The 22,246-nt window shown below is 59.3% G+C and carries 20 protein-coding genes, 1 tRNA gene and 1 pseudogene; 12 read left to right on the top strand and 10 right to left on the bottom strand.

The features are described from left to right. Window position 1 precedes the first annotated feature (1 nt). Window positions 2-3,712: a response regulator gene (locus ASG19_RS09050; RefSeq protein ID WP_062455441.1), complete on the bottom strand. Its 3,711-nt coding sequence runs from the start codon at window positions 3,710-3,712 to the stop codon at window positions 2-4. Between the two features lie 237 nt (window positions 3,713-3,949). Here ASG19_RS09050 and ASG19_RS09045 point away from each other — a divergent pair, with 237 nt between their 5' ends. The 3 genes from ASG19_RS09045 (at window position 3,950) to ASG19_RS09035 (ending at window position 7,162) form a co-directional block, all read left to right on the top strand. After that, window positions 3,950-4,291 (top strand): hypothetical protein, encoded by a 342-nt coding sequence (locus ASG19_RS09045; RefSeq protein WP_062455440.1) that lies wholly within the window; start codon window positions 3,950-3,952, stop codon window positions 4,289-4,291. A gap of 276 nt (window positions 4,292-4,567) precedes the next feature. Beyond that, complete coding sequence (locus ASG19_RS09040; protein ID WP_062455439.1) at window positions 4,568-4,921, top strand: hypothetical protein; 354 nt, start codon at window positions 4,568-4,570, stop codon at window positions 4,919-4,921. A 477-nt stretch (window positions 4,922-5,398) separates the two neighbouring features. Then, window positions 5,399-7,162 carry a DEAD/DEAH box helicase gene (locus ASG19_RS09035; protein ID WP_082476267.1) on the top strand — a complete coding sequence of 588 codons (1,764 nt, stop codon included), beginning with the start codon at window positions 5,399-5,401 and terminating at the stop codon, window positions 7,160-7,162. 133 nt (window positions 7,163-7,295) lie between these two features. Here ASG19_RS09035 and ASG19_RS09030 read toward each other — a convergent pair whose 3' ends face one another. Then, window positions 7,296-7,931 carry a LysE family translocator gene (locus ASG19_RS09030; RefSeq protein WP_062457878.1) on the bottom strand — a complete coding sequence of 212 codons (636 nt, stop codon included), beginning with the start codon at window positions 7,929-7,931 and terminating at the stop codon, window positions 7,296-7,298. 122 nt (window positions 7,932-8,053) lie between these two features. Here ASG19_RS09030 and ASG19_RS09025 point away from each other — a divergent pair, with 122 nt between their 5' ends. Continuing rightward, complete coding sequence (locus tag ASG19_RS09025) at window positions 8,054-8,770, top strand: YafY family protein (protein ID WP_062455437.1); 717 nt, start codon at window positions 8,054-8,056, stop codon at window positions 8,768-8,770. A gap of 174 nt (window positions 8,771-8,944) precedes the next feature. Here ASG19_RS09025 and ASG19_RS09020 read toward each other — a convergent pair whose 3' ends face one another. Next, window positions 8,945-9,247 (bottom strand): putative quinol monooxygenase, encoded by a 303-nt coding sequence (locus ASG19_RS09020; RefSeq protein ID WP_062455436.1) that lies wholly within the window; start codon window positions 9,245-9,247, stop codon window positions 8,945-8,947. A 72-nt stretch (window positions 9,248-9,319) separates the two neighbouring features. Continuing rightward, complete coding sequence (locus tag ASG19_RS09015) at window positions 9,320-10,336, bottom strand: NADP-dependent oxidoreductase (protein ID WP_062457875.1); 1,017 nt, start codon at window positions 10,334-10,336, stop codon at window positions 9,320-9,322. A 91-nt stretch (window positions 10,337-10,427) separates the two neighbouring features. Here ASG19_RS09015 and ASG19_RS09010 point away from each other — a divergent pair, with 91 nt between their 5' ends. Further along, entirely contained in the window at window positions 10,428-11,330 is a 903-nt protein-coding gene (locus ASG19_RS09010; RefSeq protein ID WP_156466465.1) for a LysR family transcriptional regulator, read from the top strand. Between the two features lie 199 nt (window positions 11,331-11,529). After that, entirely contained in the window at window positions 11,530-12,348 is an 819-nt protein-coding gene (locus tag ASG19_RS09005; RefSeq protein ID WP_062455432.1) for a M10 family metallopeptidase C-terminal domain-containing protein, read from the top strand. A 126-nt stretch (window positions 12,349-12,474) separates the two neighbouring features. Here the strand turns inward: ASG19_RS09005 and ASG19_RS09000 are convergent, their stop codons facing one another. From ASG19_RS09000 to ASG19_RS08990, 3 genes are all read right to left on the bottom strand, one after another. Beyond that, window positions 12,475-13,014: a hypothetical protein gene (locus ASG19_RS09000; RefSeq protein WP_062455430.1), complete on the bottom strand. Its 540-nt coding sequence runs from the start codon at window positions 13,012-13,014 to the stop codon at window positions 12,475-12,477. A 162-nt stretch (window positions 13,015-13,176) separates the two neighbouring features. Further along, window positions 13,177-13,359, bottom strand: coding sequence for a hypothetical protein (locus ASG19_RS08995; protein WP_062455427.1), 183 nt, complete (start codon window positions 13,357-13,359; stop codon window positions 13,177-13,179). Window positions 13,360-13,415: 56 nt separating this feature from the next. Beyond that, a complete protein-coding gene (locus ASG19_RS08990) occupies window positions 13,416-14,297 on the bottom strand; it encodes a DMT family transporter (RefSeq protein WP_062455424.1) in 882 nt (293 codons plus the stop codon). Window positions 14,298-14,667: 370 nt separating this feature from the next. Between ASG19_RS08990 and ASG19_RS08985 the strand changes: the two genes are divergently transcribed. From ASG19_RS08985 to ASG19_RS08970, 4 genes and pseudogenes are all read left to right on the top strand, one after another. Then, entirely contained in the window at window positions 14,668-16,077 is a 1,410-nt protein-coding gene (locus ASG19_RS08985; RefSeq protein ID WP_062455421.1) for a circularly permuted type 2 ATP-grasp protein, read from the top strand. 11 nt (window positions 16,078-16,088) lie between these two features. Beyond that, window positions 16,089-17,030 carry an alpha-E domain-containing protein gene (locus ASG19_RS08980; protein ID WP_062455418.1) on the top strand — a complete coding sequence of 314 codons (942 nt, stop codon included), beginning with the start codon at window positions 16,089-16,091 and terminating at the stop codon, window positions 17,028-17,030. Window positions 17,031-17,066: 36 nt separating this feature from the next. Beyond that, window positions 17,067-17,891: pseudogene (locus tag ASG19_RS08975) on the top strand (transglutaminase family protein); the annotation flags it as partial. Between the two features lie 232 nt (window positions 17,892-18,123). Continuing rightward, window positions 18,124-18,681 carry a hypothetical protein gene (locus tag ASG19_RS08970; protein WP_062455415.1) on the top strand — a complete coding sequence of 186 codons (558 nt, stop codon included), beginning with the start codon at window positions 18,124-18,126 and terminating at the stop codon, window positions 18,679-18,681. Window positions 18,682-18,690: 9 nt separating this feature from the next. Here ASG19_RS08970 and ASG19_RS08965 read toward each other — a convergent pair whose 3' ends face one another. After that, on the bottom strand, window positions 18,691-18,978 hold the full coding sequence (locus ASG19_RS08965; RefSeq protein ID WP_062455412.1) for a hypothetical protein: 288 nt from the start codon (window positions 18,976-18,978) through the stop codon (window positions 18,691-18,693). Window positions 18,979-19,213: 235 nt separating this feature from the next. On the opposite strand from ASG19_RS08965, the gene ASG19_RS08960 reads away from it, so the two are divergent. Both ASG19_RS08960 and ASG19_RS08955 read left to right on the top strand, forming a co-directional pair. Next, a tRNA-Arg gene (locus tag ASG19_RS08960) sits at window positions 19,214-19,290 on the top strand. A 214-nt stretch (window positions 19,291-19,504) separates the two neighbouring features. Next, on the top strand, window positions 19,505-20,152 hold the full coding sequence (locus ASG19_RS08955) for a plasmid pRiA4b ORF-3 family protein (protein ID WP_244476131.1): 648 nt from the start codon (window positions 19,505-19,507) through the stop codon (window positions 20,150-20,152). A gap of 447 nt (window positions 20,153-20,599) precedes the next feature. On the opposite strand, the gene ASG19_RS08950 is transcribed toward ASG19_RS08955, so the two are convergent. Further along, window positions 20,600-21,526 carry a Kiwa anti-phage protein KwaB-like domain-containing protein gene (locus ASG19_RS08950; RefSeq protein WP_062455408.1) on the bottom strand — a complete coding sequence of 309 codons (927 nt, stop codon included), beginning with the start codon at window positions 21,524-21,526 and terminating at the stop codon, window positions 20,600-20,602. After that, window positions 21,526-22,128 carry a hypothetical protein gene (locus ASG19_RS08945; RefSeq protein WP_062455405.1) on the bottom strand — a complete coding sequence of 201 codons (603 nt, stop codon included), beginning with the start codon at window positions 22,126-22,128 and terminating at the stop codon, window positions 21,526-21,528. The genes ASG19_RS08950 and ASG19_RS08945 overlap by 1 nt, the downstream gene beginning before the upstream one ends. Between the last annotated feature and the right edge of the window lie 118 nt (window positions 22,129-22,246).

The raw sequence follows: 22,246 nt of genomic DNA, 5'->3' as shown, positions 1-22,246 counted from the left end.
CTCAATTGCCGTCGAGCGCCGAAACGACGACTGCCCCATCCAGCCAGTGACGGATCTTGTTCTCCAGCGCTTCAGGGCTAATTGGCTTCGACAGATAATCGTCCATGCCGACCTGGAAGCAGAGCTCGCGGTCGCTTTCGAGCGCGTGGGCCGTGACGCCGATGATCGGGACATGCGTGCCGGTCGATGTCTCGAGTTCGCGGATCTTGCGGGTCGCCTGATGGCCGTTCATCACCGGCATCGACACGTCCATGATGATCACTGCCGGATCATACTTCTGCCAGGCCTCGACGGCTTCCGCCCCGTTCTTGACGATCTGGAACAGCCATCCGGTCATCTGCAGGATCTGGGTAAAGACGATCTGGTTGACCTCGTTGTCCTCAGCCACGAGAACATCGAGCGTTGGTTTGACGATGGGAGCGACGGTGTTTTGTTGCGCCACCGGTTCTGCAGGCTTTGAGCCCGCTGTGTCGACGGAGGGAGCAGACGACGCAATGAGCGGCACCGCTTGCCCGGAGGCGCGGCGCCGGGTGCGGATGACGCGGACGACGTCGATGATCGTGCTGCGCAACAGGGCTGCGCGGGCGGGCTTCATCAGATGCGCCTGGACGTTGAGTTCGGCAAACATCGACTCGTCATTGGCCATGTCCATCGAGGTCAGAAAGACGATGCCGGTGAGATCGAAGCGCTTGTCGCGCCGGATCGCCTTGGCGCAGTCGAACCCGTTCATCTCCGGCATGTGATAATCCAGCACGACCGTATCGATGACGATGCCGAGCCTAGCGGCTTCCTGCAGGAAGGCGAGGCCTTCAGCCCCGTCTTCAGCGGCCACGGTCTCGAAGCCCCACATGCTCAACTGTTCGGTGAGGATGCGGCGATTGACGGCATTGTCGTCGATCACGAGGACGCGGGCGCCGCTGGTGTTGACCGGCAGCGTCACTTCCATCTTGCGTTCGGCAACCACGGCAAACGGCAGGTTGACGGTAAAGACCGAACCACGGCCAAGCTCGCTCTCGACCCCGACGGAGCCGCCGAACAGCTCGACCAGACCGGAGGTGATCGCAAGGCCGAGCCCCGTGCCTTCATGACGGCGGGTGGACGACGTATCCACCTGGCTGAACTTTTCAAACACCGACCGAAGCTTTTCTTCGGGAATGCCAAGGCCGGTATCCTCGATGCGGATCGACAGCATCAGCTGGTCACCATCGATCGGCCGCGACTTCAAGTCGATGAAGACATGGCCCTTTTCGGTAAATTTGACGGCATTGCCGACCAGATTGGTAACGATCTGGCGGAAACGGCCGGCATCGCCGAGGACCGTTTCGCGCACCGAAACCTCGCCCCGGACGATCAGTTCGATATCCTTGTCGGCAGCGGCCGACGACAGAAGCGTCGCCACGTCCTCGATTGCCTCGACAGGATCGAACGGCGCCTTGCGGAGCTTCATCTGGCCGGCATCGATCTTGGAAAAATCGAGAATGTCGTTGATGATCGTCAAAAGCGCATTGCCGGATTTGACGATGATGTCGACGAAGGTCTTCTGGCGGGTATCGAGGCTGGACTTGGCGAGCAGTTCGGCCATGCCGAGCACGCCGTTCATCGGCGTGCGGATCTCGTGGCTCATGTTGGCGAGGAATTCCGACTTCGCCCGGTCGGCCGCTTCCGCCCGGTTGAGCAGGCGCGTCAGGTCCGCCTCGCGTTCCTTGCTCTCGGTGACGTCCGTGAAGACCGCAAGCCAGTGGTCGTCCCCGGTCGGACGGGCCTCGAGCTGGATCCAGCGGCGGTCCTCGACGCGGAACGAGGTAAATACCGGCTCTCCAGAGGCAACGCTTGCTTCCCATTCGCGCAACGCCGCGGTCGAGGTGCGCGCATCGCCAAGATCGCCGCGTTTTGCGCAGTAGCCAAAGACGTTGCGCCAGCTTTTGCCGATCGACAGCATGTCGGCCGGCATCTCCAGCATGGCGGCAAGCGCATCGTTTGAAAAGATAATCGCGCCGTCATGCAGGATGAGCAGCCCTTGAGACATTGCGCTGGTTGCGTCGCGCATCAGCGCGCCGTGTTTCTGCAGCGCTTCCTGCGCTTGCCGGATGTCCGCATCGCGTTGGCGCATCGCGGTGATATCGGTATGGCTGATGAGGATCTTGCCATCGGTCAGCTGCGTGCCCGAAATCAGCAGGTAATGACCGCCATGGGTGCGGATCTCGATCGGCGGATGATCGTTGCTGGCTGTCAGTGCGGCGATGCGGGCATTGTAGATCGCATCGAAATCCAGGTCCGAGCCGGCATAGATACCGTTGTCGTAATTGACCTTCATGAAATCCCGGTAGGAACGGCCGGCGAGATCGAAGCGCTTGTCCGTATCCCAGGATGTATAGAAGGCGGGATTGGCGTATTCGAACACCAGATCCGCATCGAGAATACCGATGCCGACCGGCTGGGCCGACAGGATCGTCTGCAGATCCTGGCTGACCTTTTCCGCCTTTTGCTGCGCTTCCTTGATCAGCGACACGTCCGTGCGCGAGCAGACCAGATAGCGGCTGCCGTCGTCGACCTCGATCGAGCGCAGGCGTGTAAGAACCGGAATGACCGAACCGTCGGGGAAGGTCATATCCTCTGACTTGTCGATCGCCTCGCCGTCCAGCACGCGGGCGTTTTCGTTCCAGAACCGCTCCGCCGCCCAGGGAAACATCTGGGCTTCAGTCTTGCCGAGATAGTTTTCCCGTTCGCTGCCCAGCATTTGCTCGTAGGCATGGTTGGCATAGGTCAGCTCGTGCTTTTCGTTGCGAACGAACACGGGGGCCGGCAGGTCTTCCAGGATGGCGCGGAAAAGCCCGGTTTCCGCCACCTGGCTGCGCAGCAACATCTCCTGGTCCTTGAAGTCGGTGACGTCGTGGCGGATGGCGATCAGCAGGCCGTTTTCCAGCCGTTTGTTGAGACTGCGCATCCAGCGCCCATCCGGCAGCTTGTCGATCCGCTCGTGATAGGGAACGAGGAAGGCACGGAGACGCTGTTCCACCCACTTCTCGCGCGGCGCAAGCGTTACGGACGCATTGCCGCTTGCCGCACGTTCCCGCTGATCATAGGCGCGGTGAATGATGTCCTCCAGCGCTATGCCCGGCTTGATGACGATGCCGCAGGCATCGAAATGGTCGACAAGCTGCGAATTGCAGTAAACGAGCACATTGTCGCGGTCGTAGATGCCGATGCCCATTTCGAGCATGTCGATCGCGTCGTCGAGAAGACCGTTCTCAAACAGCGAAAACGGCTTCGCTGTCGTTTCGAGCGGCGCGGGGACGCCATTACCCGTTGGGCGCGATGCAGCGCCGACCGGCAGGAAATGGCCGAAGACGTAGGATTGATCGTCTTCCGTCAGAAACCGTTCGATATGGATCTCGTGGGAAAAGATCCCGTCGGCGTTGAACGCCAGCGCCTTTTCTTCGGCACCGAACACCAGGGCGCGGCATTCCTTTTCCTTGCGCTCGTCCTTTTCGCCATCGCTGCCGAGGCTGCGGCTTGTCTGGCCGACGAGCTCCTCCGGGCGAGCGCCGACCATGGCCGCATAGGCGGGGTTGACGGCGACGTATGCGAGCCGGCAGTTCTTGATATAGGCGGGTTCGGGGAGATCCACGATGCGGGCGCAGGCCCGCTCCAGAAACTTGCTTTCCAGGCGTTCGCTCTTCGTGTGCACCCTGCCCCGCTCACTCCCGCGCATGCGGGATCCCACCATTTTTCGGAAACCGACCCGATAACACCATAGCGAGTATTAACAACACGTTGCCCGGAACACAGGGTTGTTTAATATTTGCGTTTTCGCAAGTTCGAATGGAGTGCGGCCGGGGGCGTTTCACGCATCGAGGATCAACGCGATGACACTAAATCGGCAGCATCAGGCAACCTTGGACGCCGACGCCGGTTAACCCTGACGTGAAGCGAACAAAGGAAATTTTCGATGATGAAACTTGTGACGATTGCCACGCTGACGCTTGGCCTTGCAACATCGGCATTCGCTCAAGGTGCATCCGGTGGATCCGCAGGTTCCGGCGCGTCTGGCGCAGGCGCTGCATCCGGAACGAGCAGCGGCACAACCGGCCAGACGCCGTCCAACACACCGTCCAAAACGCCGTCCAATAGCGCCAACGATGGGACGACCACGGGCAGCACGGACTCCAAGAGCATGACGACCGGAAACGGCACGAGCAAAGGCGGCTGCGACACGACGGGTGTCGGTGGCGCACCTTCGGCAACCAGCGGTTCGACCGACGGTTCCGGCACCACGACGAACAACTGCTGATCAGCTCCGGCGCCGGGTTCAGACCCGGCGCTTTTTCTTGCCCGCCAAAACTGCCAGATAGATCAAGCCACAATTCCTCCCGCAAATTGCCGGGTTTTTGCCGCAATCCAATCTTCGGGCAGACCCTGGGTTGCCGACACCTTTCGAAAAGCAATTTTTCCACGGTGTAGTCTGAATAGGCGTTCAGACTACGGCGATAAAACCTCCATCAATCCGCCGTGATTGAGAGCGACGCTTTGATCGTACCTCGAAACACCACGGGGAAAGGAACCAGGCATGTCGATCATGAAGAAGACCATTACTGCTGGCATTGCGGCTCTCTCAGTCGCCGGCGCACTTGCTGCGACGGCACCGGCAGCGCAGGCCCGCGATCACTACCGTCACCACGGCGACGATGTGCTGCTGGGTGCCGCGGCAGGGATTGCCGGCGGCCTGATCGGCGGCGCGATCGTGTCAGGATCGCAGCGTCCGGTCTATGTGGAGCCGCAATACGAATATGCTCCGCCACCACCGCCGCCGGTCGTCTACCGTCGCGCCTATTATGCCGCACCGCCACCACCACCGCGTTGCCACCATGAATGGGTGGAAAACGAGTATGGCGAAGCCTACCGCGCACGGGTCTGCTACTAAAGCGTCCAGGCGTCCATCAAGATTTGCGATACGGCGGTGCGATGCACCGCCGTTTTTCGTTTTGGGCCGCCACTCTGCGCGACCATTGCCTTGGGGATCGCCGTTCGTGTGGCCGCCGCTCGGAGGGCTGACGACTCGAGAAAATCCCCTGTGACGTGAGTGCCTACCGGGTCGCAGCTAGCGGACAGCCTGCGTCGTTTTGCAGAAGAACCTTGACTTTCGGCGGCAAATCAACCAAATGCATGCCAGCTTTCACCTTCCGGCAGCCGCGTGAGCTGCCCCGCGTCCATACTGACAGCGCGAAGAAGGAACAAGGCGCACAGATAGATCGCCCTCGGGATGAGGGTTCAAGCGCTGGAAAGTAATTTCCAACACACAAGTTCCCAAATCACGCGGGGTTCTTGACGCCACAAGCAGCCCGGATGGCATGGTGCCATTTCGGAGCGTCCGCTTTTGGCGCCCCGAAAGGTATTCGACTTGACGAATTTTGAATCTCTTGGCGTGTCCAAGCAGATCGTCGCCACGCTCACCGAGCTTGGTTTTGAAACCCCGACGCCGATCCAGGCCCAGGCAATTCCGCTTCTCCTCGAAGGCCGCGACCTGATCGGCCTTGCGCAGACCGGCACCGGCAAGACCGCAGCTTTCGGCCTCCCGCTGATCGAGCGCCTGATGGCCGACGCGACCCGCCCCGACAACCGCACCACCCGCGCGCTGATCCTCGCGCCGACCCGCGAACTGGTCAACCAGATCGCCGCCAACCTGAAGACCTTCATCAAGGGCCGCCCGCTCAAGATCAATCTCGTCGTCGGCGGTGTCTCGATCAACAAGCAGCAGCTGCAGCTGGAAAAGGGCACCGACATCCTGGTCGCCACCCCTGGCCGCCTGCTCGACCTGATCTCGCGCCGTGCGATCGGTCTGACGACGGTTCGCTTCCTCGTGCTCGACGAAGCCGACCAGATGCTCGACCTCGGCTTTGTGCATGACCTGCGCAAGATTTCGAAAATGGTGCCGAAGAAGCGCCAGACCATGCTGTTTTCGGCCACCATGCCGAAGGCGATCGCCGATCTGGCCGCCGACTTCCTGACCGATCCGGTCAAGGTGGAAGTGACGCCTGCGGGCAAGGCAGCCGACAAGGTGGACCAGTTCGTCCACTTCGTTGCCGGCAAGGGCGACAAGACCGACCTTCTTCGCAAGTCGCTGATGGACAACCCGGATGGCCGCTCGATCGTCTTCATGCGCACCAAGCACACCGCTGAAAAGCTGATGAAGCACTTTGAAAACATCGGTTTCTCGGTCGCCTCGATCCACGGCAACAAAAGCCAGGGCCAGCGCGAACGGGCACTCAAGGGTTTCCGTGATGGCGAGATCAAGACGCTGATTGCGACCGACGTCGCGGCCCGCGGCATCGATATCCCGGCCGTCAGCCACGTCTACAACTACGATCTGCCTGATGTCGCGGAAGCCTATATTCACCGCATCGGCCGCACGGCCCGTGCTGGCCGCGAAGGCATCGCGATCGCCTTCTGCGCACCGGACGAAACGATGCTGCTGCGCGACATCGAAAAGTTGATGAACATCGAGATCAAGACGCTGACCGGCGAGCGCCCTGAGACGATGAACCGTCCGGTTCGCGCCAACGGCGGCAACAAGGGTGGCGGAGCCAATGCCCGCGGCGGCAACAAGGGCGGCCGTGGCGGCCAGCCACGCGGCAATGGCGGCGGCGGCGAAGGCCGCGGTGCCGGTGCTGCCGGCGAAGCCCGTGGCCCGCGCCGCGAACGTCCGGCCCGCAAGCCGTTCTTCGCTGGTGACGGTGCAGAAGCGCCAAGAAGCCAGGCTCCCCGTTCACAGGCTGCACGGCCGGCAGCGGCAAGCGTAGCGCCCGACAACGATCTGTCCTCGACTTCGGATTTCCGTCCGGTCAAGAAGCAGTTCGGCAACCAAGGCGCAAAGCCTGGCGGTCGTCCTGACAACCGTGGCTCAGCCAAGCCAGCCGGTTCCGGCAACCGCGATCATGCGAGCCAAGGCGCGCATGAAGCCGGCAGCCAGCGCAAGGCCCATCAGGGCAATGCCAATGCGGCCGCCGCATCCGGCGAAGCCAAGCCAAACCGCCACACACCGGCCGCAGCCCCCAAGGGCGACGGTCGCGGCCCGGTCCGCTTCGGCAACGACAACCGCGGCCAGGCCCCCATCGACCAGCGCACCGCCGGCCATCAGGGCCGCAAGCGCACCACGCGCGCTTAACGCGAGACGCGGTTGAGAGAGTTCAGACGGCCGGGAGAGATCTCGGCCGTTTTTTTGTGGGGTATTAGGGGGTGGTTGGTGAGGCCGCCTTCAGCTCGACACTTCGGATTTTTGCGACAACTGGATCGCTCGATCACAGTTCATTCCATCCGCGCAGAAACATGTATGCGGCAATCGCAACCAGCACCACACCAGCCACCCTTCCTGTCCAGATCGTCAAAGTGGGTTTGGAGACAATGGCATCGCGTCCTCTCGCGGCGGCCAGAGCCAGTCCACCGTAAACGGTAAGCTGAACGAGCACGGTCATTAAACCCATCGCAAGTGTCTGGGGCCAGAGCGGCCCGAAAGCAGGCTTCAGGAACTGTGGATAGACGGCGAGAATGAACAGCCATGCCTTCGGATTGAGGAGGCAAGTGACGACGGCCTGAATGAAGACACGCCCGGAAGATTGAGCCGCACCGCTGTCAACGGACCCGATCACGATCGAGCTGCGGGCAAGACTGACCCCGATCCAGATCATATAGGCCGACCCGATGATGAGCATGGGACCGGAAACAGCCGGGATCAACCTGGTAAGCCCGGCAACGGCGAAAGCGCCGAACAAGGTATGGCAGGCTCCACCGGCCATCATCCCGAAAGTCGCTGCGAGCCCGGCGCGTCTTCCACCCGCAAGGGTGTTCGCAAGGACAAACACCATGTCCATGCCCGGAACGGCGATAATGCCCGTCAGCAGAAGGAAGAAAAGCCAGAGATTTTCGACGTAGGTCATGTCAGTTGCCGCCCGTTCCATTCGACTGACGGTCTTGATACCGCCTGTTTTTCAGCGTGTTGCGGCATGCTATACAGGGGCTCAACTGACAGGGGTGTGTCAGTTGTGATGGGGTAATCAGCATGCGCAAAGCTTCCAGGCTCTTCGAGATCATCCAGATTCTGAGACTGGCAAAGACGCCTGTAACGGCGGCGAAGATGGCAGCCCAACTGGAAGTCAACATGCGCTCGATCTATCGGGACATTGCCGGCCTTCAGGCGATGCGCGTGCCGATCGAAGGCGAGCGCGGGATCGGCTATATTCTCCGACCCGGCTTTGATCTTCCGCCACTGATGTTTACGGCTGAGGAGACCGAGGCTGTCGTTCTCGGCATGGCGCTGATCGAGCGTACAGGCGACACTGACCTCAAAAAGGCATCCGAACGGGTCGTCGCCAAGATCGCAGCTGCCGTGCCCGCGCCGTTGCGCGAAGCACTGACATCGCGTGCCCTTCACGCATGGGGCGCAAGCACTCCAGCTCCGGAAGGCATCGATTTCGGGATTGTCCGTCGTGCGATCCGCGACGAGGAAAAGCTGTTGCTCGACTACCGTGACCAGCAGAACAATCCAACGCGTCGCATCGTCTGGCCGCTGGCGTTGATCTACTATCTGGACAATGCCGTCATCGTCGGATGGTGCGAGCTGAGACAGGCAATTCGGAATTTCCGGATTGACCGCGTGGAGAGCTGCAGTTTGACGGGAAACCACTTCCCCAAAGAGGGAGATCGGCTGCGCAGCGTCTGGATTTCCGGCTGGCAGATCGATCGGAGAGACCCAGCATATCCTGCAATCCAATTGTGAACCAACGCCGGGTTTCGGGAAACTCGCGATGAAAGCGACATTGGTGTTTCTGCTTTTTGCGACGTGGCAGACTAGGGAGTTCTACGATCGTCCGCAGTGTCGCGTGTCGGGGCAGAACTGTCGAGGTCGACTGTTGGCCCAATGCGGACGCAGACCTCCAACCCAGTAGCAGCATCAGCAATCCATGATGTCGCGTTCGTTCAATGCGTCGTATTTCTTGAGTTCGCCTCGCATCTTACCGATCCAGCGGCTGACGAACGCGATCGTGTCGGCTGCCTGCAAATGAGCGCTAAGCGCAGCCTGATCGACCCAACGTTCCGATATCAGCAATCGACCTGATTGTGGATCGTCCACGGCAGCATCATACGTGATGCTTCCCGGACGCTTCCGTGTTGTGGATGCCAGCGCATTCAGTTCCATCATGCATTGCGCCAGATCGGCTGGATCGACGTGCATGTAGCCGGTGATAATCAGCATGGGGATAGCTCCTCCATCAGCGCCCCGACCACCTGTTCGCGGCGGCCTCGGCCTTGACTGGTCAAGTGGTGATCAGATGGCGACCAGCACGATCTTGCCCTGGATGCTCCCTTCGGAAGCACGACGATGCGCTGCCGATGCCTCGGCCAGCGGATAGGTGCTGTCGATCACCACCCGTATGGAGCCGTCCTCAAGCAGACGGCCGGCCTCTGCCAGTTGCGCGCCGTTCGAGCGCACCTGCGTCGTCGAGACGGTGATCTTTCGCCGCGCGGCTCCGTCATAACCTGAAAAGCCCAGCGGGTTGACGAGAAACAGGGCGCCATACGGCTTAATGCTGGGGAGAAAGCGTTCCATAGTCGCGCCGCCGACGGCATCGAGCACCAGATCAACATCCTTCGCCGCTATGTCGGCAGACGTCTTCGTGTAGTCGATGAACATATCGGCGCCAAGATCATTGAGAAGCGCCTCGTGTTTGCCGGAAGCGACGGCAACCACCTTCGCGCCTTGCCATTTCGCGATCTGGACTGCGAGATGGCCGACGCCGCCGCCGGCGCCGTTCACCAGCACTGTTTTGCCGTCGAGCGGAGCCGGTGCATGCGGGAAGGTCTGGAAAGGGTTCGGCGCATCGTGTCCCAGATCAATCAAGAATTGCCAGGCGGTCAGGAGCGACATCGGCGCGCCGGCAGCCTGGATGTGGTCGATCCCGGCGGGCTTCAGCGCCAGGTCCGATGCGGGGACACGAACATATTCGGCATAGGCGCTGCTTCCCGTCATGAGGTCATGCGGGAACCGGACCATCGCATGGACCTCGTCGCCGACCTTGAACTGCGACACGTCTTCGCCGACGGCCGCAACCGTGCCGGAAACGTCGGTACCAAGGATCAGCGGAAAGCTTGGATTGGGCTGCCATTTCGGCGGGAGAGGTCGGTAACCGTCGCGCAGATAGAGATCCGGCGGGTTGAGGCTGGTGGCATGGACGCGAACAAGCACGTCGACAGCCGAGATTTCCGGTCGGGGCGCATCCTCGTAGAGGAGTACATCTGGTCCACCGAACTCGTGCAATCGCACGGCTTTCATCATGTCAGTCATCATGGCCTCGCTTGGATAGTCGTTTCGATGACTGAAGATACGATCAACTCCTTCGATTGATAATCATCAGATAATTCGCTTTAGTAGTGCCATGAGGGAACAAATGGGAATTGATAGGCTGACGGGGCTGATTGCATTCGCTCGCGCCGGCTCGCTCGGAAGCTACACTGCCGCCGCCCGCTCCTTGTCCATCTCACCCTCGGCGGTCAGCAAAAGCATTCAGCGGCTGGAAAAACAGCTCGGCGTTTCGCTTTTTGCGCGCACGACACGTTCCCTGACGCTGACGCCCGAAGGACGCGATCTGCATGAGCGTGCGCTCAGGCTACTGCACGACGCAGAAGAGATCGAGCAGGCGGCAAAAGCAGCGCGCACTGAGCCCGCCGGCACATTACGGATCGCGGCATCTCTGCCGATCGGCCTGCACGTTATAGCGCCGGTGCTTCCTCAGTTTCGCAGGCTCCATCCGAAGGTTAACATAGACCTGCGTTTGAGCGATCACATGGTTGATCTTATCGAAGGCGGCTTCGATGTCGCGGTCCGCATTGGCGATCTGGCAGACTCGCGCCTGCTTTCCCGCCGCCTCCTGCCGCATCGGCTATGCTGCTATGCCTCGCCCGAATATCTGGCCGGGCGCGGTCCGCCGACCCACCCGGACCAATTGGCAGAGCATGAGACTGTCAGCCTGCGCTACCAGAGTAGCGGCCAGCTATTCCGCTGGCCTTTCCGCGTTGGGGACAGGGAGGTTGAGATCGTGCCGTCCTCGGGTATTATTGTGGACGCGAGCGAAGCCGTGCTTGCGACGATCGCAGCGGGTAGCGGCATCGGAATGGCAACCAGTTTCATGGCAAGCGCTTGGGTGAGGCGTGGAGCCCTTGTGCCGGTTCTGGCCGATTATGCGGTAGACCGGCACAATATCACGGCGCTGTGGCCCGAGAGCCGATGGTCGAACCCCGCCGTCCGCGCCTTCCTCAACACCCTAGCAGCGTTGTCGTAACATTGGCAGTGAACGACCGCAGTTGGGCCGAAGCGGACACGTCCATTTAGTCATCAATCATAATGGGTGGCGGGGCAATCTGGGGCTAACCTTATTGTTGCGTTCAATGCCGGATGCCGCTATTTCGCAATGGGTTATTTGAGACCTTTGATGATGGCCGTCGATGATGTTGGCGACCTCCGGCGGAGAGACATAAAGCATGGCTATCGGTGATATTACGGGTCTTCCGACTGAGATCAGAGAAAATACGAAAGCGGGAACGGTCGTGGCGACCCTGGGGGCCGAGGGCTACGATACGGCGGACCTGCAGTTCGATTTCAGCATGTATGCCATGGTCTGGTACGGCTCGGTCGGCAACGTAGATACATTCAGTGACCTTTTTGCTCTGGAAGGCAACCAGATCGTTGCCGTGAGGGACGTGCGCTACCAGGCTTACGACCTCAACTCTTTCCACTATGAGCTGGAAGTCTCCGCACACGACAAGGCGGGCAATCCTGTAGGCGCTCTCACGGGTTCTGCTCTGAACGTTGTGGATTATCTGGATGATATCAGGGGAACCGCACGTGCCGACACGCTGAAGGGCGACACAGGCATGAACAAGCTCATCAGTGGCGCCGGTGATGACAAGCTCTACGCTGGTCGCGGAGACGACGTGCTTTACGGTGGCGCCGGCAAGGACGTTTTGTCGGGTGGCTGGGGAGAGGACACGTTCCTTTTCAAGTCGATCAAGGAAAGCACCGTCAAGGCGGCGGATGTTATCACCGACTGGGAACATAATTCCGCTACGCGCGACCTGATCAACCTCACTGCCATCGATGCCGATACCAAGATCAGCGGAAACCAGGATTTTGACTGGATCGGAGCCAAGAAATTCACCGGCAGTGCTGGCGAGCTTCGCTACGAGAAAGAAAAATCGCATACCTACGTCTATGCCGACGTCAACGGTGACAAAAAGGCCGATTTCATGATCGACCTGCATGGCTCCCACAAAATGTATGCGGACGACTTTCTACTCTGATGCGGATTGATGCTGTTACGGCGCGGTCGTAGCGGCTGTGGAGAGCGCGGGATCGATAGTCTCCGAGCATTGCTGTTCCTCATCTTGGAAAAGATGAGGATCGATTGGCGCCGTGAAATGTCATGATCACGGCGCAGCCGCCCCCCGTTTGCTGTTCGGTTGCCCTGTACTTGACGGTGGGGAGGCGGCGGCCGGTTTCGGCCCGGAGCGGTCATAGCTGCGGCGACGACCCCACCTCCCTTTGCTCAGTTTTGATGTGGCGAACCCTACTAAGTTACCAAGCATAGCAGAAAGTACGACGATAACTGGGACCATCGAAAGAAACGTCCACGGAAGCGAAAAACCACCCATCAGGTAAAATGGGAGAATAAGCGGAAAGAACAGCGGAACTAATATTACCGCTATTAGCAGCGAAGCGCCGAATAGGATGGCGGAAATCATATTCGCCATCGACTCATTTGTCTGCATCCCACTTGCATCAACAAATGGACCAATGCTGAGAATAAGCGCTGCCATTATAAGTATCAGTGCGGGCAACACAATTTGCTCGAAAACTGCAAATTTACCCAAATTGCCCCGCGCGAGACGCCTATGCATCAATAACGCAGCGAGAGATGCGGATACGCCTGCAATCAGTGCGAGAATCAGGTGATGTTTCCAATCCACTGCTCACCTCTTTGACGAGCAAGATGATTGCTCCACGCTCGACAGTATTCGACAACTAACTGAGCATACGCAATGCGTTTCCCGCTGACTACGTCCGCTGTTGGCGCAAAACGGCGGGAGCGCATCCGCAAAGCAACTCGCCCCTCACCTTTGTCGGTCTCGCTACTTCTTCTTCTCTTGATCCCGATGCCACTTGATGGCGAAGAACATGCCTGTGCCGAGCACGATGATCTTGAGCGGGAAGAAGACGATCGGGAACCAATCCCACATGTCGGTGATATCCAGGCTTTTGAGTGCATTCACGAGCGTGGCGGAGCAGTACATGAGAACGGCTGCGTACAACATCCGCCATGTTGACGCAGAGGAGGTCGGAGCGAGAGAGGTTCAGCCTCAAATGGCCCTCACCCCGCCCTCGCCTTGCGGTTCACCAGATACACGCCGAGAACCACGATCGCGGTGCCGGTGACCATGGGGAGGGTCACGGGTTCGCCAAAGAGGATTGCTGCTTCGACGGCAACGACGGGCGGCACAAGATAGATCAGCGAGGCTGCGCGTGAAACCTGTCCGCGGCGGATGAGGTAGAGGAGCAGTGCGACGGCACCGAGCGAGATGCCGATGACGGACCAGGCCATGGCGGCGAGTGCCTGGGTGGTCCAGTCGAAGCGCATGGGCTCGATCAGATAGGCGACCGGCAGCGTCACGATGAACGCTCCGACATATTGCAGCGTGCCGATGGCAACGAGGTTGCCCTGCTGCAGGTAGCGCTTCTGGTAGATCGTGCCGTAGGTGACCGACCCCATCGCCATGAGATTGAGGAGAAGCGGCAGGCCAAGCCCGGTCATGCCGGCCGACAGGCTTGCAAAAAGCTGCGGCGAGATGGCGATGAAGATACCGGCAAAGCCGAGCGCGAGGCCGAGCTTCTGCCGGCGGGAAAGCGTTTCGCTAAGCAGGAACGGCGCGACCGCCGCCGTCATCAGCGGCTGCAGCCCGGCAATGATGCCCGACAACCCCGAGGGCACGCCCTGCCCGATCGCATACCAGACGCCGGCGAGATAAAGCCCGTGCAGAAAAATGCCTGAAAGCACCGCATGGCCGATCTCGCGTCCGGTCTTTGGCCACGTGACCCGCAGGGCAAGCCCGAGACAAAGGAAGACGACGGCCGCCAGTGCATGCCGGGCGGCCAGAAAGGTGACGGGGTCCGCATGGGCGGACGCATATTTGGCGACGATCCACCCGGTCGACCACAGGAAAACGAAAACGGCCGGAGCCAGGCGGTCGAGCATTAGAAGGTTCCGGAGCGTGGCTTTGACAAGGCCGGTGGACGGGAAATGATCCGGCGTCTGATTAGGCTGTGGCGGCGACGCGGTCAAAGTAGAAATACTCACCGTTCCCATCAGCGCAGCTGACGGTGTGCGACTAAGATCCGGTCTCTGGTGTGACCAGCGATGAGGCAGTTGCTGCTTTGACGAGCGGTCTTTCTACGACCGAAGATGAGCCGTCGCTAATTCCATCGGCAGTTGCCCTTTTTGATCGTCGTTCAGGCCCTATCTCACCGCATCAGGACGGGTCGTGTATTTGTCATACGCAACTGAGCATGGTTCTTGCATTGCCAATGCCGTTGTATTCTTATGACCAAAAATGGGGAACATACCTTTGGCATTTGATGAAATGTTAACCGCGGACGACCAGCCGCGTCTGCCCTACAAGACCTATTATGATTGGTATGCCAGCCAGGATACGGCGCATCTGATCCGCAAGACGCAGGACGCCGAAAACATTTTCCGCAAGACCGGCATCACCTTCGCGGTCTATGGCCATGCCGACAGTTCCGAAAAGCTCATCCCCTTCGACATCATTCCCCGCATCATCGCCGCCCGCGAATGGCGCAAGCTCGCGCAAGGCATCGAGCAGCGCGTTGTGGCGCTCAACGCCTTTCTCGACGACATCTACCACAAGCAGGAAATCATCAAGGCCGGCCGCATTCCGCGCGAGCTGATCGAGAAGAACGTGGCCTTCCTGCCCGAAATGATCGGCTTCAAGCCGCCGGGCGGCGTCTATACGCACATTGTCGGCACCGATATCGTGCGCACCGGCGAGGACCAGTTCTACGTGCTGGAGGATAATGCCCGAACCCCGTCCGGCGTCTCCTACATGCTGGAGAACCGCGAAACGATGATGCAGATGTTCCCCGAGCTGTTTACCCTGAACAAGGTGCAGCGCGTGGAGGATTATCCGCGCCAGCTGCGCCAGTCGCTGGCCTCGCTCGCACCCCCCGGCTGCAAGGGACGGCCGCGTGTCGCGGTGCTGACCCCCGGCATCTACAATTCCGCCTATTACGAGCACTCGTTCCTGGCCGACCAGATGGGCGTCGAACTGGTCGAGGGATCGGACCTTCGTGTCATCGATGGCAAGGTGAAGATGCGCACGACGCGCGGCTATGAGGCGATCGACGTGCTCTACCGCCGCGTCGACGACGATTACCTCGATCCGCTGACATTCCGGCCGGATTCGGCGCTTGGCGTTCCTGGCATCATGGACGTCTACCGCTCCGGTAACATCACCATCGCCAATGCGCCGGGCACCGGCATCTGCGACGACAAGGCGATCTATTCCTACATGCCTGAGATCGTCGAGTTCTATACCGGCCGCAAGGCGCTTCTGGAAAACGTGCCGACCTGGCGCTGCTCGGAAGCCGACAGCCTCAAATACGTGCTCGAGCATCTCGAGGAACTGGTAGTCAAGGAAGTGCATGGATCGGGCGGCTACGGCATGCTGGTCGGCCCGACCGCGACGAAAGCCGAGCGCGCCGAGTTTGCCGCAAAGCTGAAGGCGCGACCAACCAACTACATCGCCCAGCCGACGCTGGCTCTGTCCACCGTGCCGATCTTCGTCAACAAGGGCGTTGCCCCCCGCCACGTCGATCTGCGCCCTTATGTCCTCGTGTCCGACAAGGTGAAGATCATTCCCGGCGGATTGACACGCGTGGCCCTGAAACAGGGTTCACTGGTGGTCAATTCCAGCCAGGGCGGCGGCACCAAGGACACATGGGTACTGGAAGATTGAGGGCGTAAAACATGCTGGGAAGAACTGCAAACGGCCTCTACTGGATGTTCCGCTACATCGAGCGTGCCGAAAACATCGCCCGACTCGTCGATGCCGGCCTGCGCGTCTCGCTGACGCGGGCCGGATCCTCCGACGAGGACTGGCACGGCGTTCTGGAAAGTGCGGGCGTGCGCGATGCCTATAAGCAGGTGCATGCCAAGCTGACGGCAGCCGACGCGGTGGATTATCTCCTGCGCGACACGGCCAATTCGTCGAGCGTCCTGTCCTGCATCGAATCTGGCCGCAACAATGCCCGCATGGTCAGAACTGCCCTGACGCGCGAAACCTGGGAGGCCACCAACGAAGCCTGGCTCGATCTCAAGGCACGGCTTGCGCGCAACCTCAAGGCCACCGAACTGCCGGAACTGATCGACGTCATCAAGCACCGCTGCGCCCTCATCCGCGGTGCTTTTCACGGCTCCATGCTGCGAAACGATCTCTACAATTTTTCGCGCATCGGCACCTTTATCGAACGGGCCGACAACACGAGCCGCATTCTCGACGTGAAATATTACGTGCTTCTGCCCTCCGTCAGCCAGGTCGGCGGCGCGCTTGATAATTTCCAGTGGGAATCGATCCTGCGCTCGGTTTCCGCACACCGCTCCTATGGCTGGGTCTATGACGGCGACTATCAGGCCGGCAATATCGCCGACTTCCTGATCCTGAAAGTTCAGATGCCGCGCTCGCTTGCCTATTGCTACGAAAAGATCGTCAGCAATCTCGGCTACCTGCAGCGGGAATACGCAGAGCGGCACACGGCCCACGACACGGCCGACGCGATCCGCGCGACGCTGACGCGGGGATCGATCACCGAGATCATGGATCACGGCCTGCATGAGTTTCTCGAGGAATTCGTATCGCGCAACAACCAGTTGAGCGCCGAGATTTCGCAAGGCTATCGCTTTTACCAGTAGGACGGGCCGAGTGGCGTCCCTTGAGGATTTGAAACAATGCGCCTGAAGATTTCCCATACGACGGAATATACCTATGACGAACCGCTGCCCTATTCGCTGCAGCGGCTTCGCCTGACGCCGACCGCAGGATCCACCCAGAAGATCATCAACTGGACGGTGAGCGTGGACGGCGCCACGGTTGAGGCAGGCTATGCCGACCAATACGGCAACCGCGTCGAACTGGTGTCGTCGGAAGGCGGCGAGAACACGATCCGCATCGTCGCATCCGGCGAGGTGGAAACCGTGGACAAGGCCGGCGTTTTCGGCACCCATCAGGGCTTCTGCCCGCTCTGGCTGTTTCTCCGCGAAACCCCGCGCACGGCAGCCGGCCCGCTTGTAAAGGCGCTGGCAGAAGCCCTGACCGGCGACAGCGAGCTTGCCCGCATGCATGCGCTGATGGAAACGATCCACGAGACCGTGGCCTATACGCCGGGCACCACAACGACAGAAACCACCGCCGAAGAAGCGCTTGCCGCAAAGACCGGCGTCTGCCAGGACCACACCCACATCTTCCTTGCCGCCGCGCGGCTGCGCGATATCCCTGCCCGCTATGTTTCCGGCTATCTTCTGATGGAGGGCACGACCGAACAGGTGGCGACGCACGCCTGGGCGGAGGCGCATATTCCGGGCCTCGGCTGGGTCGGCTTCGATGCGGCCAACGACGTCTGCCCGGACGAGCGCTATGTGCGGCTCGCCACCGGCCTCGACTACCGCGACGCAGCCCCGATCTCCGGCATGCGCATCGGCCGGGTCTCCGAGACGTTCGGCGAAAACCTCAAGGTGTCGCTGACGGTGGAGGATGAGGGCCAGACTCAAGCTCAAGGCTCACAGACCCAGGGTTCGCAAAGCCAGAGCGGTGGACAGAGCCAAAGCCAAGGTGGACAGAGCCAGGTTCAGGGCGGGCAGAGCCAGACCACGCAAGGACAAAACCAGTCGTGACATCAGGATCGGCTGCCTAAGACAGCCGTCGTTGTTTACGTAAATTTAACCGACTCTCGCGCAAGCCCGGCACCATCCAGGCATGATTGTCTGCGCCGATAGCAAGGGAGCTGAAATGCTGCTGGGACAATCGATCTTCCAGTCGGTGCTGACACGGCTGAAGCGCGAGCGCGACGACGAACAACCTGTCGAGGCGGCAGCGGATTTCCGCGTCCGCGGCCTTGGAACGGGTTTCGTCATCTCGACGACCGACGAGGAACCAGAGACAGGTGCGACTGGCGACACCAACGCCTATTTCGCAGACCTCGCCGACATCTCGGAACTGGAACCGGGAGCCGGCACGCAGCAAGAGATGGAGGCGCAAGCTCCGCCTTCGCCAGGTGATTTCACATCCGAAACCCCGCAGCCGCAGCCGGTCGATCCGGTAGAACCGTCCATACCTGTACACCTGACCCGGTTGACGACGGATGAGATTGCCGGCGAACTTGCTATTGTCGACGTCGACACGGAAGCCACGCTTAACGACAAGCGAAGACGGTTTGCCAAGACCAACCATCCGGACGGCGTGGCCGAGCGGTTCCGTCCGGCGGCGACCACGCGGATGCAGATCGCCAACCTGCTGATCGACCAGGCGATCAGGGCGCGGGAAATCCACGCGCGGATGTTCGGCTGATTTTAAAGTTCAGGTCTTGTCGAACGTCCTGTCGGCAGGCTGTTCAGGCGCATTGCGCAGCTGCGCATCGTCGGCCAGCGCATCCTGGTCCTGTGCAGGGTCGGCCATCGTAACCGGTGCAGCCGGCCGCTTTTCGAGGAACAGCTTGTAGGCCGCATAAAGGCCGAGACCCCCGGAAATGACCGCCCAGGTGACCGAACCGGCATAAAGCTCGAACACAGCCCAGCCGAAGCAGATCGCCGGAATGAGGATCCGCCGCCAGAGCGGCCCATAAAACGGGTGGTTCGGATCGATCATGCGTGCCTGCTCCCCTCGCGGCCAGATACGGCCCTGCCCCGACGATATCCCTGTCCCCAGCGAAAATTGCAAGGGATCACTCCCACTTTCCCTCTCCCCGACGCAGCCCCGCGGGACGCCCACGGCCGCTATCTTGCCCACAGGCTGCGATTTCCCGATTTTGCCAATTGATGCCGCAAGCATCCTGGGTTAAGAACCGTCTCATCGGACGAAGCGAGTCATCGCTTTTCGGCATGCACCCGTAGCTCAGCTGGATAGAGTGTTGGATTCCGATTCCAAAGGTCACAGGTTCGAATCCTGTCGGGTGCGCCATTTTCTCTTTGAGTTCCTCCACATGAGAAGCAATCGTGATTGTGCCGCCTTGGTTTGCGCTGGAATCTGCTGGTTTGCTATTTTTGTCGCGGTAGCTGTGCGCCTGGCCGTGGTAACTCTAGATGCAGGCAGCAGAACTTTGCAGTCGTCACTGATCCCCCGCTTTCGTAACGTGCTTCTCATAGCCCAGAGACGGTATTGACCTCGACGTCCAATGCCGTTCAACTACTGCATGTTTCAAGCACCGAACACAGTGCAAGTCCAAATCACTATCGACGAGATCAAACCGAACGTCTGGCGACGACTGGTCCTGCCTTCGTACTGGACTTTGAAGCAGTTGCACCTCTCCATCCAAGCAGCTTTCAGCTGGTGGAACTATCATCTTCATGAATTTCAGATTGGCGGCTTGAGGTTCGGTGACGTCGAGCTTCTGACGGATGGCGACTGCAACGATGGATCGCGTGTTTTCGACTTCCGGGAAGTAAGTCTTCGTGACTTCCAAGTGGGATCGTCTTTCAGGTACCTGTACGACTTCGGCGACGGTTGGCGGCATACGATAATGATCGAGGCGTTTGCCACTGACGATAAGGTGCTCAAATTCGGCAGATGCCTCGAAGGAGCCAGAGCGCGTCCACCAGAAGATGTCGGCGGAACGTCGGGCTATGAACGCTTCTTGGAAATCATCGCAGATGAATCAGACCCGGAGCATGAGGAAACGCTGCGATGGTGTGGCGGTCATTTCGATCCGGAATGGTTTGACTTGGAAATTGTGAACAAGGATTTGCGCACCGCTTTACGAGCGAACTCCAAGCGCCGCCTCTACCAGCCGAAGGCCCCAGTTGTCAAAGCACCCTTGACATAGCACGACGAAAAACCACGACGGCGCGTGACCATGATTTGATGCGATAGCTGCACGCTAAGGCTCTTGGGATCTCCCTTCCCTGTCTTGTAGCTCAGCCTGATGGCTACGAGCGGTTTCGGCATGAAAAACCGAGCCCGACATGGATGCATCGATCGAAGCTGTATCCATGTCAGCTGTAATGCGGCCTCCCACGGCCAATGCTTGCGTCGTGTCACCGCCACACTTCCCGCGTCTTCCAGTCCATGGGAAATCGGAGCGAACTAAGTGTGACGTGCGGGCAGCCCGGGACCAATCTATCCAATCTCATTGCCCAATCGTTGCTGCGAAGCGATCCAAATTCGTCGATGAAAACGCCCCTTGCGCCTCTCAACGATGCGAACCAGGGGGGCTTATTTGTGCCGTCAAAGATGGCTCAAGTTCCAGCTAGAGCAGCACTAAGGCCCCGGATCAAACTTGAACCGGCGTCGTGTCCTGGACGTCATAGATGAGGGTTGAGAACCCAGATTTGAGCCTGTGATCGAGCAATGCCTTCATGATCTGAGCGCACGTCTCCGGGGTCGCTACAATCTTTCCTTGAGGATCGAACTGAATCTCGAAGCCATACTCAGCCTGATTGTCACGCAGCCGCTGCATAAACAACGGGTCCTTGTAATGTCCCTTATCGCGGATCGCGAAGGCACGCCGGAGTTGGATCTTGTTGTCGCCGACATATGCAACAAGCGGTGCCACATCCAAAAAAATATCAAGAAATTCTGGTTCTGCCTGGAGCCCGACGAACTCCTGACGCTGGTCACTTTTGTAGCGTAGGAATGACTCAAACGCATTTTTGGTTTTTACCAGAATCTCGCCGCCGAAAATGAAAAAATCAAAGTTCTTGCTAAGTTGAAAATGGGGGCGATCATCTAGCGCTAGTTGCTGATCCGCAAAATAGAGGTCCCTTACGTTCAATGCCCGTTTGGTTTTCCATCCGTCCTCGGTTTTCCGAACGGCATAAATTACCTGCGTCCCTATAATGAACTTCGCGACATAAAACTTGGCGTTGAGGAGGTGTTTTACCGCTGACGCCTTCTTCTGCGGCAATTCAGCTGCAATTTCATCGAGGAGCTGGTCAGCGTGGGTCTCATCGAACCCTATCGTGAGCGCACTTGCTTCGTTGTTTTGCGCAAGTAGCCCGTACTCCAGGACTTCTTCCGTCTTAGCGAGATCCCCTATGAGGATTTCCTTGAGGACGTCGTCTACCTGGTCAGTGGTATCTATCCACCTCCCGGAGTATTTCGGGGTGTCGGCGGCGGGGCCGGTCGGGCCTTTTACGGTCCACAATGTGACCTGCGCTTGTGCAAGGTCTAACGCCTTCAAATCTTCGAGAGCCGCCATCAGCCGGAAACCTTTATCGTACGTGCCTTGATAATCATTGTGTCTTGCACGGTTGCCACGTCCGTGCGCGTGTTTGGCTCGATATTGTCCTTCGACAGAGCCCAACCGGTGCGAGTTTGGTCGTTTCCGGGATAGAAATACGTAACCTCATAGAGGCGCCACCCAAATACGATTAGCAGTGGGTTCAATACCAGTTGCCCCGATCGATGCGTGATGACGAACATCCATCCGAGAAAGATGACGAGGCCAACGAGTTTGCCGGTGTCTTGATATTCAAGGCTCATAAACGAAACAACGTACGGTAGCGTATATGCCATAAACTCCGAGGGAACATATTTCACCTCCTGGATATCAACAGGCACCTTCGGCTTGATAGTCGTCAGTCCCAATAGCGACAGCAACAGACAGGCAAGACAAACCCCGAATAGAATAAGCGGGAGAGTGCCGTTCTTGAACGGAAAGACGCACTTCGCCGCATCGATCGGCCAGCAAAATGGAGCGATAGCCAACTCGTAGCGATAATCCTGAGCAAGCAAAATTAGGCTCAGCGGGAAATACGAGCCAAGGAATACGATCAACGATGCGATAAACCTAAACTGCAAGCACCCTCTCCTGCCGCCAGTCGAGCATGTACACAAAATGCCAACTACGTCTGAAAGGGCTTGCGAGTGAACAACTCATCGGAAGGACAATTGCCGCTTGTTTTCTACAAACCCCAAC

The sequence above is a fragment of the Rhizobium sp. Leaf306 genome, from assembly GCF_001423425.1.
GTDB classification, from domain to species: domain Bacteria; phylum Pseudomonadota; class Alphaproteobacteria; order Rhizobiales; family Rhizobiaceae; genus Neorhizobium; species Neorhizobium soli.
This window is presented reverse-complemented; position numbering and strand designations above follow the sequence as displayed.

Bases quoted from the DNA above. Each gene is read 5' to 3' on its own strand.
- ASG19_RS09050 (WP_062455441.1), bottom strand. From the start codon at position 3,712: ATGCGCGGGAGTGAGCGGGGCAGGGTGCACACGAAGAGCGAACGCCTG.
- ASG19_RS09045 (WP_062455440.1), top strand. From the start codon at position 3,950: ATGATGAAACTTGTGACGATTGCCACGCTGACGCTTGGCCTTGCAACA.
- ASG19_RS09040 (WP_062455439.1), top strand. From the start codon at position 4,568: ATGTCGATCATGAAGAAGACCATTACTGCTGGCATTGCGGCTCTCTCA.
- ASG19_RS09030 (WP_062457878.1), bottom strand. From the start codon at position 7,931: ATGACCTACGTCGAAAATCTCTGGCTTTTCTTCCTTCTGCTGACGGGC.
- ASG19_RS09025 (WP_062455437.1), top strand. From the start codon at position 8,054: ATGCGCAAAGCTTCCAGGCTCTTCGAGATCATCCAGATTCTGAGACTG.
- ASG19_RS09020 (WP_062455436.1), bottom strand. From the start codon at position 9,247: ATGCTGATTATCACCGGCTACATGCACGTCGATCCAGCCGATCTGGCG.
- ASG19_RS09015 (WP_062457875.1), bottom strand. From the start codon at position 10,336: ATGACTGACATGATGAAAGCCGTGCGATTGCACGAGTTCGGTGGACCA.
- ASG19_RS09010 (WP_156466465.1), top strand. From the start codon at position 10,428: ATGAGGGAACAAATGGGAATTGATAGGCTGACGGGGCTGATTGCATTC.
- ASG19_RS09005 (WP_062455432.1), top strand. From the start codon at position 11,530: ATGGCTATCGGTGATATTACGGGTCTTCCGACTGAGATCAGAGAAAAT.
- ASG19_RS08995 (WP_062455427.1), bottom strand. From the start codon at position 13,359: ATGTTGTACGCAGCCGTTCTCATGTACTGCTCCGCCACGCTCGTGAAT.
- ASG19_RS08990 (WP_062455424.1), bottom strand. From the start codon at position 14,297: ATGCTCGACCGCCTGGCTCCGGCCGTTTTCGTTTTCCTGTGGTCGACC.
- ASG19_RS08980 (WP_062455418.1), top strand. From the start codon at position 16,089: ATGCTGGGAAGAACTGCAAACGGCCTCTACTGGATGTTCCGCTACATC.
- ASG19_RS08970 (WP_062455415.1), top strand. From the start codon at position 18,124: ATGCTGCTGGGACAATCGATCTTCCAGTCGGTGCTGACACGGCTGAAG.
- ASG19_RS08965 (WP_062455412.1), bottom strand. From the start codon at position 18,978: ATGATCGATCCGAACCACCCGTTTTATGGGCCGCTCTGGCGGCGGATC.
- ASG19_RS08955 (WP_244476131.1), top strand. From the start codon at position 19,505: ATGCCGTTCAACTACTGCATGTTTCAAGCACCGAACACAGTGCAAGTC.
- ASG19_RS08950 (WP_062455408.1), bottom strand. From the start codon at position 21,526: ATGGCGGCTCTCGAAGATTTGAAGGCGTTAGACCTTGCACAAGCGCAG.